Raw genomic sequence first — 16582 nt, 5'->3', positions numbered from 1 at the left:
GGAAGCTATCATATAAATGTATAAAACGTTTACTAATATAAGCGAAGGGAAGAATAGCATGTCACATTCAATCGAACAACTTTCTATCAACACGATTCGCACATTATCCATCGATGCGATTGAAAAAGCAAACTCTGGTCACCCAGGAATGCCAATGGGTGCAGCACCAATGGCTTATACATTATGGACTCAATTTATGAAACACAATCCAAATAACCCAACGTGGTTTAACCGTGATCGTTTCGTATTATCTGCAGGTCATGGTTCAATGTTATTATACAGCCTACTTCACCTATCTGGTTATGATGTAACAATGGATGACTTAAAGAACTTCCGTCAATGGGGAAGCAAAACTCCAGGACATCCTGAGTACGGTCATACAGCTGGTGTAGATGCAACGACTGGTCCACTTGGACAAGGTATTGCAACTGCTGTAGGTATGGCAATGGCAGAAAGACATTTAGCTGCTAAATATAACCGTGATGCGTATAATGTAGTAGATCATTATACATACGCTATTTGTGGTGATGGAGATTTAATGGAAGGCGTTTCTGCTGAAGCATCTTCATTAGCTGCTCATTTACAATTAGGTCGTCTTGTTGTGCTTTACGATTCAAACGATATTTCATTAGATGGCGATTTAAATCGTTCATTCTCTGAAAGTGTAGAAGATCGATACAAAGCATACGGATGGCAAGTAATCCGTGTTGAGGATGGAAACGATATTGAAGCTATCGCGAAAGCAATCGAAGAAGCGAAAGCCGACGAAAAACGCCCAACGCTAATTGAAGTAAGAACGACAATTGGTTTCGGTTCTCCAAACAAATCAGGAAAATCAGCTTCACATGGTTCTCCACTTGGTGTAGAAGAAACAAAGTTAACGAAAGAAGCATACGCTTGGACTGCTGAGCAAGACTTCCATGTAGCAGAAGAAGTATATGACAACTTCCGTAAAACAGTACAAGATGTTGGTGAAACTGCGCAAGCTGAGTGGAACACGATGCTAGGTGAATATGCACAAGCATACCCAGAATTAGCAAACGAACTGCAAGCAGCAATGAATGGTCTTCTTCCAGAAGGTTGGGAGCAAAACTTACCAACTTATGAATTAGGATCAAAAGCAGCAACTCGTAATTCTTCAGGTGCTGTAATTAATGCGATTGCAGAGTCTGTGCCATCATTCTTCGGTGGATCTGCTGACCTTGCTGGTTCTAACAAAACATACATGAATAACGAAAAAGACTTTACAAGAGATGATTACAGCGGTAAAAACATTTGGTACGGTGTACGTGAGTTCGCAATGGGTGCAGCAATGAACGGTATTGCACTACATGGTGGTTTAAAAACTTACGGTGGTACGTTCTTCGTATTCTCTGACTACTTACGCCCAGCAATTCGTCTTGCAGCATTAATGCAATTGCCGGTAACGTATGTATTTACACACGACAGTATTGCTGTTGGTGAAGATGGTCCAACACATGAACCAATCGAACAATTAGCAGCGCTTCGTGCAATGCCAAATGTATCTGTTATTCGTCCGGCTGATGGTAACGAATCTGTTGCAGCTTGGAGACTAGCTTTAGAATCTACAAACAAACCAACTGCTTTAGTATTAACTCGTCAAGATCTTCCAACATTAGAAGGGGCAAAAGACGATACGTATGAAAAAGTAGCAAAAGGTGCATATGTAGTTTCTGCAAGCAAGAAAGAAACAGCTGATGTAATCTTACTTGCAACTGGATCTGAAGTAAGTCTAGCTGTTGAAGCTCAAAAAGCATTAGCAGCAGACGGCGTTGACGCATCTGTTGTCAGCATGCCATCTATGGATCGCTTTGAAGCTCAAACTGCTGAGTACAAAGAATCTGTATTACCAAAAGCAGTAACAAAACGTTTCGCAATCGAAATGGGTGCTACATTCGGATGGCATCGTTACGTAGGTCTTGAAGGAGATGTGTTAGGTATCGATACATTCGGTGCTTCTGCTCCTGGTGAGAAGATTATGGAAGAGTATGGATTTACTGTAGAGAACGTTGTTCGTAAAGTAAAAGAAATGCTTTAATGATTTTAGAAAAATCTCTCCGGCATGGAGAGATTTTTCTATGTAAATGAGTTTTTTCGACAGAAAAAGTTTTTTATCTCTCCGCAGTCAGACAATCATTGCAAAATTTCTTCTATATAATGAAGAGAAAAGGTTGTCCAGATTGGGAGGCGAAAGATGAAAACGTATGAATTGTATTTAATTCAAGAGGATATTGCGAAAGCTTACTTTGGTCGTGAATATTTGTTTTTTGATTTATTTGCTCGATTTTCAGAATCTGGGTCCCTTTCGGAGAAAAAAGTGTTATATAAACAAATGATGTATATAACGATGCCATTACAAGTAATGAAAATTCATCATAAATTAGAACAAGCTTTGCGCGTTCTTGGTAAATATGATCGAACACATCATACACATACACTTTATACAGGGGCGGAATATGGCGAAATAATGGTGAAACCACATTATATTCGCATGAATACCTCTGGAAATGTTTCTATGGAAACGACTTTCTTTGAGGTGCTTCGGAAGTGTGAATTAACATTTTTAGCTATGGATTATGAAAATACAAAGTACGGATGGCTGAATCCTCTAAAACAAGTACGAACATATGTGTAAAAAATGTCGAATTGTATCTTGTCTTATTGAAAAGGTTTTAGTACACTGTAAGGTAGACAACATGAAGGAGGAAAATATATGCCAATTTGGTTAGGTATTCTAGTGGGCGTAGTAGCACTAGTAGCAGGCGTGGCGTTAGGATTTTTCATTGCCCGCAAATACATGATGAATTACTTACAAAAAAATCCACCAATTAACGAACAAATGTTAAAAATGATGATGATGCAAATGGGACAAAAACCTTCCCAAAAGAAAATCAATCAAATGATGAGCGCGATGAACAAGCAACAAATGAAATAAGCGCTAAAAGACACTCGCTAAGAGTGTCTTTTCTTTTTGTTAGTTACAGTGTTTGAAACTTTTAAAAATTCTGTATTTTTGATAAACTGAAAACATCGCTCATTTTAAGGGAGGAGGAAAAAAATGAAAGTATTTATGAATTTAGCGTGGTTTTTTAAACAAGAAAAACGAGCGTACATAACCGGAATTATTTTATTATTTGGCGTTGCACTTTTAGAACTGGTAGCACCAAAAGTGATTGGGATTGTTGTAGATGAAATTAATGAGGGAACATTAACGACTGATAAGTTACTAAAATGGGTCGTACTCTTAGTAATTGTAGGTATTACGATGTACATATTACGTTACGTATGGCGTATTATGATTTTTGGGTCTTCATTAAAGTTAGCTCGCCAATTACGGAAAAATTTGTACGAACATTTTACAAAGATGAGTCCATCTTTCTACCAGTCAAATCGCACGGGGGATTTAATGGCACATGCGACTAATGACATTCAAGCCATTCAGCAAACTGCTGGAGCTGGTGTTTTAACACTTGTTGATTCTTTAGCTGTTGGGGGATGTGTACTCGTAGCGATGGGGTTTACAATTAGTTGGAAGTTAACATTGTTAAGCTTAATTCCGATGCCGATTGTAGCAATATCGACAAATTATTACGGATCTTTATTACATAAAAGGTTTCATAAAGCGCAGCAATCGTTTTCGGAAATCAATGATAAAGTGCAAGAGAGTATGAGTGGGATGAAGGTAATTCGATCGCTTGGACAGGAGAAAGAAGATTTACAAGCGTTTCGAAAAAAATCAGAAGATGTCGTACATAAAAATATGTTAGTTGCACGTATTGATTCGTTATTTGATCCAACAATCGCTCTTATCGTAGGATTTTCTTTTTTAATCGCAGTATGTTATGGGTCAGTATTAGTTGTGAGAGGTGAATTAACAGTAGGTGATCTCGTTACATTTACGACGTATTTAGGTACCCTCGTTTGGCCAATGTTAGCGTTTGGATGGCTGTTTAATATTATGGAGCGTGGGCGTGCTTCGTATGACCGTGTAGAAAAAATCCTCTCGCAAAAATCAGATGTAGTAAATAGAGAAAATGCTGTGCATACAATAGCGAGCGGTGATGTTTCATTTGCGGTTGATTCGTTTTCGTATAAGAAAAATGAACTGTTACATTTAACAGATATTCACTTTGATTTGAAGAAAGGGGAAACGTTAGGGATTGTAGGACGTACAGGTGCAGGGAAAACGACTTTATTAAAATGTTTAATCCGTGAGTATGATCATTTTAATGGTGAATTAAAAGTTGGAGAGCGGGATATTCGCGATGTAACACTTTACGGTGTCCGTTCTGCCATTTCATATGTGCCGCAAGATCATTTTTTATTTTCAGCAAGTATTGGGGAGAACATTGCCTTTGGAAAGGCAGATGCTACATATAATGAAATTACCCAAGCTGCAGAGATTGCTTGTATTCATAATGACATCCTCCAATTTTCAGAAGGATATGAAACAGTAGTAGGAGAAAGAGGTGTTTCATTATCTGGTGGTCAAAAGCAGCGAATCTCTATTGCTCGTGCTTTATTAACAAATGCTGAAATTTTAATTTTGGATGATTGTTTATCAGCGGTAGATGCAAAAACAGAAGAAACAATTTTAAATGCTTTAAAGAGGGAAAGAGCAGGGAAAACGACAATTATTACTGCCCATCGTTTAAGTGCAATTCAGCATGCCAATCTCATTCTTGTTGTGGATGAAGGTAGAATTGTACAACGAGGTACACATGAACAATTAATGAAAGAACATGGTTGGTATAAAGAAATGTATGAGAGCCAGCAGTTAGAAGCATTAGTCGAGAAAGGAGGCGTATGATGGCTGAGAAAAAACAGAGCGATTTAAGAAGATTACTGTCTTATATGAGGCCATATAAAGGACTATTAGCATTAGCATTTTTATTTCTAGTTGGTGCAACTGTAACGGAAATGATGGGTCCTTTTTTAATTAAACAATTTCTTGATGAACACTTAGTACCACGTAACTTTGATCAATCAGCACTTGTTACTCTATTTGTAGTGTATATTGTTGCTCACTTATTAAAAGTATTATTTACTTATTTAGATTTATTATATTTTCAAAATATCGCTTTTAAAATTGTTCAAGATATGCGTGTTGAAGTATATGAGCATGTTCAAAAGTTGTCATTAAGTTTCTTTGATCGTACGCCGATTGGTACGCTCGTATCGCGTATAACGAATGATACAGAAGCAATTAAAGATTTTTATGTCAGTGTATTATCAACATTTGTTAAAAATATCGTATTTTTAGTAGGGATTTTAGTAGCTATGTTTTTATTAAATGTAAAATTAGCGCTATTTTCTCTCGTATTAATTCCGATCATGTTTGCGATTATGGTGCTATATCGCCGGAAAAGTGCAGCTTTTTATTTAGAAGTCCGTAATCAATTAAGTGTGTTAAATGCAAAGTTAAACGAGTCCATTCAAGGGATGAATATTGTTCAAGTGTTCAGACAAGAAAAGCGCATGAGAAAAGAGTTTGAAGAAGTGAATAATAAACATTATAGTGCAGGGCGACGTACTTTAAAGTTAGATGCATTGCTTTTACGTCCAGCAACTGATTTAGTTCATATTGTAGCTATTGCGTTAGTACTTGGTTTATTTGGAATTGATGCTTTGAAGAGTCCTGTTGAAGTAGGCGTTTTATATGCGTTTGTTAACTATATACATCGTTTCTTCCAGCCTGTAAATGAGATGATGATGAAATTATCATTTTTCCAACAGGCACTGGTTTCATCATCACGTGTATTTCATTTAATGGATGAGAAAGATTTAGCGCCAGTTCAAAAAGGGGATGGAAATCCTCAAGTTATTAATGGCGATATTGAATTTAAAAATGTTACTTTTTCGTATGATGGAAAACGTGATGTTTTAAAAAATGTATCTTTTCACGTGAAACATGGGCAAACGGTTGCTTTCGTTGGGCACACTGGTAGCGGAAAGAGTACCATTATGAATTTATTACTGAGATTCTATAATATTAAGTCCGGAAATATTGTAATAGATGGTGTAGAGTTAGAGAAATTTGAAGAACAAGAAATTAGAAAGAAAATAGGACTTGTATTGCAAGATGCATTTTTATTTGCGGGAAATGTAAAACAAAATATTCGTATGTATAATGAAGAAATTACGGATGAAGAAGTAAAAGAAGCGGCACAATTTGTGCAAGCGAATACGTTTATTGAAAAATTACCAGAGCAGTATGAAACGGAAGTAGTAGAAAGAGGAGCTGCATTTTCTAGTGGTCAACGACAATTAATTGCTTTTGCTAGAACGATAGCAACGAATCCGAAAGTATTAGTATTGGATGAAGCAACAGCAAATATTGATACAGAAACTGAAGATGCAATCCAAACAGCGTTACAGCAAATGCGAAAAGGACGGACGACGATAGCAATTGCACACAGATTATCTACAATACAAGATGCAGATCAAATCTTTGTTATGCACGATGGAGAGATAGTAGAAAGAGGGACACATCAAGAATTACTGAGTGAACAAGGATTGTATTATAATATGTATTTACTACAAAATAAAGGAAGTTTACAAAAGGCCTTGTAATTACAGGGCCTTTTTTACTTTGTTTATAAAATGTGTTTGCTCTTTATGTCTATAGTATAAACGACGTGACCCTTTAATAAAGTTGTACATATTGTATGTATACGAAATGAAAATAATTGATAGGAGCTTTTATATGCAAGATAGATCTAGTTCAAATATTACGTTTATCGATGTGTCTCATTGGGAAGGGAATATTGATTGGAATGCAGTGAAGGGATCCGGTATTTCAGCGGCATATGCAAAAGCAACAGAAGGTGTGAATAACCTTGATCCTACTTTAGTTCAAAATGTACAGGCAGCGCGAAATGCGAATGTATTAATCGGTGCATACCATTTTGCACATCCAGAACTAAATGATGCAATTTCAGAAGCAAAACATTTTGTGAACATATTACAAAGCAATCAGACAGACTTAATGCCAGTTCTAGATTTAGAATCACCGATAGATCCGAGTAATAGTAATTTAACTGGTACTGATATATCTAATTGGGCAAGAAGTTTCATAAATTATGTGAAACAGGCTACTGGAAAAGATGTCATGTTATATACAGGAATTTGGTATATTAATGAGTTTGGAATTAACGGTTTAAGTGATATACCACTTTGGATTTCTAAATACTCTAGTACGCCGCCAGCTGATGCTGGTGGATGGACAGAGTGGACAGCGTGGCAATACACAGATTCTGGTAAAATTTCAGGTGTAGTAGGAAATTGTGACGTATCAGCAGCGGTTTCATTAGAAGCTTTGCAAGGAAATGGAACAAATGGAGGCGGAAATGTTTCCCCACCTAGTACTGCTACTGCAGTCTATGGCGTTGCTGTAATTAAAGGTGATAATGTAAATTTACGGAGTGGACCATCTTTACAATCTAGTGTAATTCGACAGCTAAATAGAGGAGAATCGTATGAAGTTTTGAACGAACAAGGTAGCTGGCTTGCTTTAGGTGGAAACGAATGGATATACTATGATCCAAGTTACATTCAGTATAAACATTATGTGGCGACTATTATTGGTGATAATGTGAATCTGCGGGATGCTCCATCAGTAAGTGGAAATGTTATAAGACAGTTACATCATGGTGAAGCATATCGAGTATGGTGTAAGCAAGATGGTTGGCTTGGTTTAGGAGGAAATGGCTGGATATACTATGATCCAAGTTATATTCAGTATGGTGTACAATAAAATGAGCGTAAAAGGTATCTCCCCTGAGATGCCTTTTATTATAAATGTGTAATTTTTACAAAGTGTATATTGAAAGCATAGTATAATATAATGGATAATTATAAAAAATAATTAAAAATGAGATAAAGGAGTAAAAATATGGATTATGTGCTAATAGGTGTGATTTTACTATTATTAGCTGCAGTATTCGTGCTGTTTTATAAAAATAAACAGTTAGAATCAGAGAGTCAGCAAGTAGAATTTGAAAAGAAACAAGCAATTGAAACGTATGAAAATGAAATTGCAGCCACGGTTACAGAGCATGAAGAACAACAAAATACATTGAAAAATATGGAACAGAAGAAATACAATGATTTACAAATAAGTGCAGCTAGAGAACTTGAAAATATGCGTATGATGAAAAATCAATTAGCTATGCAGCATAGTAAAGAACGCAGTGAAATGCAAGAAAACCATAGTAAAGAAATACATATGTTTCAAAAGTTAATTTCAGATTTGCGAGAGTATACGAAAAATGGAGCTGAGGTGAATACACACGAAACATTACATTATATGAAGCGTGGCTTCGTAGAGCAAGGCATAATACTAGATAATGAATTTCATATTATGCCCAATGTTTTTATGAGGAATCAGCGTGGAGGAAATGATTTTCGAATTCATCATCTTGTCTTAAGTAAAACGGGCATGTATCTACTTGAGACGAAAGAATGGACAGGGAAATTAATTCATGGCTTAACGAAAGAGAATGCTAGTGTATATTCATTTATGATCGATGAAATTGGCAAGCATCAACAAGAGATAGAGAAAGAAGAGACGTTTGAATATATTACAGGTGAAGATTCATTAACGATACAAGTGAAAAATGAAGGGAATCCAGTAAATAGAGCGAAGAAACTATCTCATATTCTATACAATTGTTTGAAAGAAATGCAAGTTGATATTGTAAAGGAAAACGTAAAACCGATTGTATATTTTTATAATGAGAGTGGGAAAGAAGTGCTAGATCTTTCTGAAGAAAAAACGCCGAGATTAAAAGATAGAGAGCAAATTGTAACGTTCTTCAAAAATGAAATCTTAACGGGGAAAGTAATATATACAGGTCAAGAATTAGAAAAACTTCGAGAAATCATTAGTCGGATGAATTATACGATGAATTAAAAAAGGGGTGGGCATTCTGAGTGCAATATTAAGGGGTATTTTGTATGTTTATATTTGTTTGTATATACTAATGTATTTGGGATTTGTTTTCATTATTGATATGGCTCATACGTCATTAAGTGTAACGAGTGTTTTTGTAGTAGTCATGCCATTTGTTTTATTAGTTGTGATTCAAAAGTTCGTCTTACGTACTTCTGTAAATCGTAATACAGAAAAGAAGCAAATGTTAGGTGTAATGATAGTAGGTTGCATTCTATTGTTAGTGTGTACTGCGCAATTAAGTATGAATACATACAATTCCAAGTTTAATCAAGATCGATGGTTACATGCTGAAGAAAACCGGGTACATATGGTAGATGATCTATTGCAAAAATATAAATTAACAGGAAAATCAAATGAAGAAATTACAAAATTGTTAGGAGCTCCTACTGAAACGAGAAATGAGGAAAGTGGGGTTAGCACTGTGTACTATCTTGGGAATGAACGTGGTTTTATTTCCATAGATAGTGAACAGCTTGTTTTACAATTTGATAAAGATGGTAAAGTTGTGGAATATAAGGTGCATAACGATTAAAGAAACGTAGAGAGAAGCTATATATTATAGCTTCTTTTTCATATTCCAATATAGTAAATGTAGGCAAATAGTAGTCATTCCTATCTATACGAATTGGAATGAGTCTGTTATATTGTAAATGGTTATGTTACTTAATAGTTTAGTAGATAACCTATATTTTGGTTGAGGAGGGGAATTTTAACACGAATTTAATGATATGCGTGTTAAGTATTATGATGAAAAAAGGATTTTATAATGTTTTAGCTGCATCAATTGTATTTAGTATGGTAACGATTCCAAATTATTCCTATGCTAATGAACTTGACAAAACGGTTACAGTTTCACCTGATGAACAAGCTTTAAAAAGTATTGAAAACCATATGAAAGATGAAGATGGTAGAGGAGAAGATAAGGGAGTAAGAAATGAAGTGCAAGGTGAATTTCTTGTACATATAGTGAAAGAAGTACCTTTATATGATTCTAGTAATTTTCAAAAAGAGACAGGGGTTCGTATTTCGAATCAAGTCGTAAAAGCTGAGAAGAGAAAAGGAAACGCTTACTATGTTCAAACTTCATCGGGAACGGGATGGATACAAAATAGTGATGGAAATGTAGAGGTTAAAGAAATTCACCCGTTATTAAGTGAGAAATTAGTTGTAAATGAAGAAATCTCTACATACACTGAACCATTTGCTTCATATAAAGAAGAATATGTACTGAAACCACAAACTATTCAAGCAATTGGACAGGCGGGAGAATGGTTCCAAGTAAAAATAAATAATGAGATAAAATGGATTCATTCACCTTCAGCAAAATTTGAAGGAACAAAAGCTTCGCTTATTCAAGATACAACGCCAACACGTACAAAACGTGCAGCCGCTATGTATGCTGCGCCAATAGAAGAGAAAACAACAGATATTTATGGTGTACCTTTAAAAGAAATGATTGTACCGAAAGGAAATGAAAATATTCGCCCAGGTTATGCGATGAACCCGAAGTATATTACGATTCATGAGACAGATAATTATAGTGTTGGGGCAAATGCTAGAAACCATGCAATATATTTATATAACCAAGCAACGGGAACGGAAGATCGTTCAGCGTCGTGGCATTTTACGGTAGACGATAAAGAGATTTATCAACACCTTCCATTAAATGAAAACGCTTGGCATGCAGGAGATGGGGCAGAAGGAACTGGAAATCGAGAATCGATTGCGATTGAAATTGCTGTAAACGAAGATGGTGATTATAATAAAGCTGTTGAAAATGCTCGTAAACTAGCAGCTTATTTAATGGGGGAATTAAATATCCCTTTAGAAAATGTGAAGAAGCATCAATTTTGGAGTGGCAAAAATTGTCCAGCTATTATGATTAAAAATAATGCATGGGAACCATTCTTACAAGGAACGAAAGTTTATTATGATGCGAACCATAAAGATGATATAACAGGTGGTTGGTACGAAGCAGACATTCGTGAATTAGATAAGCGCGGCATTATGGTCGGGGATGGAAAAGGTTCTTATTGGCCAGAGCGTCTTGTAACGCGTGGTGAATTTGCAAATTTAATATCTAGATCATTGCAATTACCTGAAGGGTCATCGAATTTTAATGATTTAAATACAGCACATCCATCGCTAATAGATGGTATTAATCGTGCAGCAAGTGCCGGAATAATAAATGGTAGAGGAAATGGCATATTTGCTCCAAATGATACGATTAAACGAGATGAAGCTGTTATCATGATTGACCGTGCACTGCAATATAAAAAAATTAAAGGTAACTTAGTCTCGTTACCATTCTCGGATCAAGATGTAGCATATGATAAACAAGCTGTACAACGTGTTTATGGATTAGGTATTGTAAAAGGAAATGATAATAATGAATTTATGCCGAAAGGTTCTGCAACGCGTGGTGAATCGGCAGCATTCATTAATAGAATGTTAAAAGTAATAGAGAGTAAATAATGAAGGGCATTCGCTTTTGCGAGTGCTTTTTTATTTTTCAATATGTTATGGAAGGGAGGGGAGGCTATTGAGTGGAATAAGGAATGAAAGCGGAGGTGATGCATATATATAGATGCGTTAAGGTGTTTTTTGCATATTGTATAAATGAAAAGGAGGTAAGACGGTGAAAGCTATACCGACTGATGTCCTGAGTAAAGAATTAATGGAAAGAGAAGGGGTTATATCTATTACAGTAAAGGAATTTGAAAAAATAGAAGTAGCTGGAGTAGTAGTCGCTGGCCCCGCGGTTATTTTGATTAATCAAGATTAAGTACATAGTATCAATTTAGAAAAGTACGAAAAGCATCCTTCCAGGGTGCTTTTTATTTGTATGCAAGGAAGAAGATGGTGGATAATTGGATTACTGGAGGGAGAGTATGTGGCAATTATTATAACGATGTTAGTAATGGGAGTTTTATTAGGATTTGTTGGAGCTGGGGGAGCTGGGTTTATTATCGCGATACTCACGTTAGTATTCCATATTCCTATTCATGTTGCACTTGCAACGTCTTTAACTGCTATGGCATTTACGACATTATCTGGGGTTATAAGTCATTATCGTGAAGGAAATGTCGTACTTACTATAGGCGGGATTGTTGGTGGATGTGGGGCATTTGGTTCTTATATCGGTTCAAAAATTGGCTCGCTTATACCACCGTATCTTCTTCATTGGTTTACAGCTGGGATGTTATTTTTATCTGCGATTTTTATGTGTATTAAATTAATTAAATTTCAAAATAAGGAAGAAGTACGATTAGTAAAAATTAAAGATATTTCGAAAGAAAACATAATGAAATGTATATGTCTTGGGTTAGTCACCGGAATGATGGCTGGTTCATTCGGGATTGGTTCTGCACCATTTATTCAACTTGGATTAATGGTTCTATTAGGATTGACGATTCAGCAATCTGTAGGAACAACAATGCTTGTTATATTGCCGATTGCGATTGGGGGTGGGTTAGGATATAGTTCAGAAGGGTATCTAGATTATATATTATTATTGCAAGTATTAATTGGGACGATGTTAGGAGCTTATATCGGTGCGAAGTTTACAAATTATGCACCACGTATGCTTTTGAAGTTTTCAATGATTATGACACCAGTTTTCGCTGGATGTATGTTATTAATGGAATGAAAATAATATAGCAAACTAATATGTTTTACGAATGAATTATGTAAGTAATTCATATTTCCCATATAAAAGGATTTGCTTTAATATAATGAGTGTAAAGTTCGAGTATTCGAAGTACTACTTGAATTATATCCCTATCCCTTTTCTAAAAATGCGAACAAGTTTTGCCCTATTCTATTCAATATTTAATTGTATAGAAATATATTGTTCGATGACCATTATGGAACGTACATAATGGGAAAATCCCGATCCTTAAAGAGGATGCCCCTAATCTTCATGTGAAAATATGATCGGATATGAAAGCTGACCAATTTATGGTCAGCTTTCTTTTTGTCCAAAGACTATTTCTTTTTTAATTTCAGTTTGTAACAATAAAGCTTTTCCGAAACGACGTTTACATTCTGCACGCACTTTTTCAATGGCTAGTAGCTGAGTAGTAGCAGGAACTGTGACGATAGCTTGGCGAGGTTTTCGATTTTCTTCACAAAAGACACATTCCACAACATATTTAGAAATCATGCTTTCATCCTTCCGTTTTTAATTTCTAAGAAGGAACTGCCTATGAAGTTGATGTAAATTTTCGTCATTGTTTTCCTTTTTCCCTCTTTTTTCAAGGAGAAAATAAAAAAGGAGACGAATAGTAGTAGGGGAGGGATGTATATGGAAAGATGGATAGGTTGTGCAGCAGTATGTGTAAATGAAAGAAATGAAGTTTTAATGGTATTGCAAGGACAAAAGGGTGAAGAAAAAAGGTGGTCCGTCCCAAGCGGAGGACTTGAAAAAGGAGAAACACTAGAGGAATGTTGTATCCGAGAAGTTTGGGAAGAAACAGGTTACAATGTGGAAGTTGTAAGTAAAATATACGAAAAAGAAGGTATTACATATGGGGTTCCTGTATACGTTCATTATTATGTCGTAAAAAAAATAGGCGGTAGTATGAAAATCCAAGATCCTGATGAGTTAATACATGAAATTGCTTGGAAGAGGATAGATGAAATGAAGGAATTAACGTTATCTTTCCCGGAGGATTATGAGATTTTAAACAAATACATAAATAAAAAAGCGAGTGTTTAAACACTTGCTTTTTCAATGTATCCACGATAAGAAAAGCGGAACGATAACTAAACTAGCTCCTGCAGTTAAAAGCATAGATAAACTTGCAATCGTTCCTTCTACAGGACCGATTTCGAAAGCTTTTGATGTACCGGTTCCATTTGCGCTCGTTCCTAACATAATACCTTTTGCAATTGCTGTTTTAATACGGCATATACGAATGAGAGAAGGTCCGAGCAATGCTCCTGTTAACGCAGTTAAAACAACAAATACTGCTGTTAATTGTGACATACCACCAATCATTTCTGAAATGGCCATTGCAATTGGCGTCGTTACAATATGAGGTGCTAAACTATGTTCTAACGATGAATCAATTTGAAAATAATTTGCTAGTAGTGCTGAAGTAATAACTGATAGAAACGAACCGACAATGACATTAAGTAAAATAGCCATTCCATGTTTCTTGAGTAAATCAAAGTATTTATAGATTGGCCATGCAAAAGCAACTGTTGCAGGTTTTAATAATTCTGTTAACCAATGGCCTCCAGTTTCATACGTTTCATAAGATGTGTCTAGTCCGAGTAATAAAGCGATTAAAATAATAGGACAGACGAGAAGAGGAGAAAGTAAGCTCCAATTCCAGCGTTGATACATTTTCTTCGATATCCAATATGTGAATAGTGTTAATAGTAAACAAAGAAAGCCGATCATTGCACGGATCCTTTCCGCTTTAGTAGCAATTCTGTTAAGAGTCCTGTAACGAGAGTGACACAAAGTGTACTAATCATAATAATTAAGATGAGATCGATTCCATATTGTGATAGTGTATCTTTGTAGCGTATGACAGCGACTGCAGAAGGAATGAAAAATAAAATAAGTTCTTTTAATAAAAAGTCTGCACCGTCCTGTATCCACTCTTTTTTCACTAGGTTAAATTTTAATGAGATTAATAATAAAAAAATACCGATAATACTTCCTGGAACTGGGAGGTGTGCCTGTTTTGCAATCCATTCACCTGTCCAAGCGAAACAAAATAATAGTAAAATTTGTCCGCTTAATTTCCACCATTTCATACAGTAACCACCTCTTTCTTTTTTTACATAAAAATTGTAAAAAAGAATTAACAATTTCTACTATACGTTCATTCAAAAAATTTGTCTAATATATAAATTATATGTTATTAATATATTAGACGTATTAATTGAAATGGAAAAGGGTGTCCAAAATGGAATTACGGCATTTGCAATATTTTGTTGTAGTGGCAGAGGAGTTACACTTTGGACGAGCGGCTGCTCGTTTACAAATGACACAACCACCGCTTAGTCAACAAATTCAGCAATTAGAAAAAGAAATGGGAGTTATGTTATTTTCAAGAACGAAGAGAAAGGTTGAATTAACAGAAGCTGGAGAAATGTTTTTGAAAGAAGTAAAAAAAGCGTTCGAACAAATTGAAAAAGCGGTAGAGATTGCACAAAGTGCCCAAAGGGGAGAAGTGGGCTCACTTTCAATTGGTTTTGTAGGTGCGGCGATATATGATATTTTACCATCTATCGTAAGGGAGTATAGAAAGAAATTTCCGAGGGTGTCTGTTGCATTACATGAATTATCTACTCCAGATCAAGTGCATGCACTTCATGATAATCGTATTGATATTGGATTTTTGCGTCCACCAATCCCAACACAATTATTAGAATTAGAGCCAATTCAAAAACTATCTTGTACGTTATGTTTACCGAAGGCTCATCCACTTGCAGAAAAAGATGAAATACATATAGAAGATTTACGGGATGAACCGTTTGTATTTATTACGAGACCAGTATGGCCAGCTTTGTATGATACAATATTATCTCTTTGTAGAGAAGTTGGATTTAGTCCGCGTATTGTGCAAGAAGCAACAGAGTATCAAACAGTTATGGGACTTGTAGCAGCTGGGATTGGAATTACAGTAATACCTGTATCGGCAAATAAATTATATAAAACAGAAGTTGTATATAAAGAGCTATATGATTCTAATTTTGTTGCAGAAATGTCAGTAGCTTACAAAAAAATGAATAGCAATCCAGAGCTTTTAGAGTTTTTAAAAATTGCAAGAGAGAAGAAAAGAATAGAAGTTGAGGATGAGATTAATTAAGTTGTTAAAAAGTACACCTCATTAAACACTAAAGCGGAAAGGCAATTATATTGCCTTTCCGCTTTAGTGTTCTTTTTTTAGTTCTATACTAAAGAGATAAACATGTTCATTTTCTTGTAATAGTTGGTCAATAGCGGTTTTTTCCTCAAGTATTGGTACTCTTGAGGTTTCATTATTCGTTTTTATTATAGCAGCTACAGTCGTCTTTTGATTGTATTTTAAGTTTATAGCAGATTGAATAGTAGTAGATGCTGAGCTATTTACGATCGGTGGTGCTTCTTCAGGAACTAGCGTTGAACCACCTTCAATGCTCATAAACCATTGACTTGTTTCTTGTATACCTTTATCAAATTGGAAATATGGTGGTATAAAGGAAATCTTCACTTTCTTTTTTGAAAAATGCGAGGTAGCAATGTAAGCAATTTCTTTTGTTTTTTTACCATTTTGATAATAATCAATCGTAGCATGTATTTCATCTTTATCATTTTTAAGTGTAATGTTATAAAACATGCTATTTCCTTCTTGAAAAGGAGTCATTTGTAAAATAGAAGTTTGCTCTTTTGTTAATTTGTATGGCTCAATAATCGCAACTTCATTGTTTTTTAGTGGGCTACAACTTGTGAGTAATAATAAAGACAAGATTAATAGTAATTTTATACGCATGCAACCCCTCCTTTTTTACAATTATATTCTAAATATGATTTTTTTACCATTTTATTTTGTAGGACTAAAGACTTAGAGAAAATTCCGATTGTAGTGCGATGTTTAAAATGTC

17 protein-coding genes are annotated in these 16582 nt (G+C 35.2%); 13 read left to right on the top strand and 4 right to left on the bottom strand.

What is annotated here, in order from left to right:
• Positions 1-58 precede the first annotated feature (58 nt).
• From tkt to AC2CGR_RS13340, 11 genes are all read left to right on the top strand, one after another.
• Entirely contained in the window at positions 59-2059 is a 2001-nt protein-coding gene (tkt, locus tag AC2CGR_RS13390) for a transketolase (RefSeq protein WP_087967195.1), read from the top strand.
• Positions 2060-2215: 156 nt separating this feature from the next.
• Positions 2216-2656: a sporulation inhibitor of replication protein SirA gene (gene sirA / locus AC2CGR_RS13385; RefSeq protein ID WP_000860645.1), complete on the top strand. Its 441-nt coding sequence runs from the start codon at positions 2216-2218 to the stop codon at positions 2654-2656.
• Between the two features lie 78 nt (positions 2657-2734).
• Positions 2735-2956, top strand: coding sequence for a YneF family protein (locus tag AC2CGR_RS13380; RefSeq protein ID WP_001123317.1), 222 nt, complete (start codon positions 2735-2737; stop codon positions 2954-2956).
• A gap of 123 nt (positions 2957-3079) precedes the next feature.
• Positions 3080-4831, top strand: coding sequence for an ABC transporter ATP-binding protein (locus tag AC2CGR_RS13375; RefSeq protein WP_029439751.1), 1752 nt, complete (start codon positions 3080-3082; stop codon positions 4829-4831).
• Complete coding sequence (locus AC2CGR_RS13370) at positions 4831-6594, top strand: ABC transporter ATP-binding protein (RefSeq protein ID WP_002194652.1); 1764 nt, start codon at positions 4831-4833, stop codon at positions 6592-6594. Before AC2CGR_RS13375 ends, AC2CGR_RS13370 begins: the two co-directional genes overlap by 1 nt.
• 133 nt (positions 6595-6727) lie before the next feature.
• Positions 6728-7777, top strand: a complete 1050-nt coding sequence (locus AC2CGR_RS13365) for a GH25 family lysozyme (RefSeq protein ID WP_087967197.1) — start codon at positions 6728-6730, stop codon at positions 7775-7777.
• Positions 7778-7915: 138 nt separating this feature from the next.
• The gene (locus AC2CGR_RS13360) at positions 7916-8935 is read left to right on the top strand and encodes a nuclease-related domain-containing protein (protein ID WP_087967199.1); all 1020 of its coding nucleotides are present in this window, start codon (positions 7916-7918) and stop codon (positions 8933-8935) included.
• Positions 8936-8942: 7 nt separating this feature from the next.
• The gene (locus AC2CGR_RS13355; RefSeq protein ID WP_270184885.1) at positions 8943-9509 is read left to right on the top strand and encodes an outer membrane protein assembly factor BamE; all 567 of its coding nucleotides are present in this window, start codon (positions 8943-8945) and stop codon (positions 9507-9509) included.
• Between the two features lie 215 nt (positions 9510-9724).
• Positions 9725-11452, top strand: a complete 1728-nt coding sequence (locus AC2CGR_RS13350; RefSeq protein WP_087967402.1) for an S-layer homology domain-containing protein — start codon at positions 9725-9727, stop codon at positions 11450-11452.
• Between the two features lie 163 nt (positions 11453-11615).
• Positions 11616-11762, top strand: a complete 147-nt coding sequence (locus AC2CGR_RS13345) for a BC1881 family protein (protein ID WP_000644411.1) — start codon at positions 11616-11618, stop codon at positions 11760-11762.
• A gap of 108 nt (positions 11763-11870) precedes the next feature.
• The gene (locus AC2CGR_RS13340; protein ID WP_087967205.1) at positions 11871-12626 is read left to right on the top strand and encodes a sulfite exporter TauE/SafE family protein; all 756 of its coding nucleotides are present in this window, start codon (positions 11871-11873) and stop codon (positions 12624-12626) included.
• A 315-nt stretch (positions 12627-12941) separates the two neighbouring features.
• Here AC2CGR_RS13340 and AC2CGR_RS13335 read toward each other — a convergent pair whose 3' ends face one another.
• Positions 12942-13142: a DUF3903 domain-containing protein gene (locus AC2CGR_RS13335; RefSeq protein ID WP_000624207.1), complete on the bottom strand. Its 201-nt coding sequence runs from the start codon at positions 13140-13142 to the stop codon at positions 12942-12944.
• Positions 13143-13283: 141 nt separating this feature from the next.
• Here AC2CGR_RS13335 and AC2CGR_RS13330 point away from each other — a divergent pair, with 141 nt between their 5' ends.
• Complete coding sequence (locus AC2CGR_RS13330; RefSeq protein ID WP_000442971.1) at positions 13284-13697, top strand: NUDIX hydrolase; 414 nt, start codon at positions 13284-13286, stop codon at positions 13695-13697.
• A 12-nt stretch (positions 13698-13709) separates the two neighbouring features.
• Here AC2CGR_RS13330 and AC2CGR_RS13325 read toward each other — a convergent pair whose 3' ends face one another.
• Together AC2CGR_RS13325 and AC2CGR_RS13320 are read right to left on the bottom strand one after the other, a co-directional pair.
• The gene (locus AC2CGR_RS13325; protein WP_000578958.1) at positions 13710-14387 is read right to left on the bottom strand and encodes an LrgB family protein; all 678 of its coding nucleotides are present in this window, start codon (positions 14385-14387) and stop codon (positions 13710-13712) included.
• Positions 14384-14749, bottom strand: coding sequence for a CidA/LrgA family holin-like protein (locus AC2CGR_RS13320; RefSeq protein WP_000872364.1), 366 nt, complete (start codon positions 14747-14749; stop codon positions 14384-14386). The genes AC2CGR_RS13325 and AC2CGR_RS13320 overlap by 4 nt, the downstream gene beginning before the upstream one ends.
• A gap of 152 nt (positions 14750-14901) precedes the next feature.
• Here AC2CGR_RS13320 and alsR point away from each other — a divergent pair, with 152 nt between their 5' ends.
• Positions 14902-15807, top strand: coding sequence for an acetoin biosynthesis transcriptional regulator AlsR (gene alsR, locus AC2CGR_RS13315; protein ID WP_000423226.1), 906 nt, complete (start codon positions 14902-14904; stop codon positions 15805-15807).
• A 63-nt stretch (positions 15808-15870) separates the two neighbouring features.
• Here alsR and AC2CGR_RS13310 read toward each other — a convergent pair whose 3' ends face one another.
• Complete coding sequence (locus AC2CGR_RS13310; protein WP_270184887.1) at positions 15871-16470, bottom strand: histidine kinase; 600 nt, start codon at positions 16468-16470, stop codon at positions 15871-15873.
• Positions 16471-16582 lie beyond the last annotated feature (112 nt).

The organism is Bacillus sp. LSHTCR4, assembly GCF_057197025.1.
This window is presented reverse-complemented; position numbering and strand designations above follow the sequence as displayed.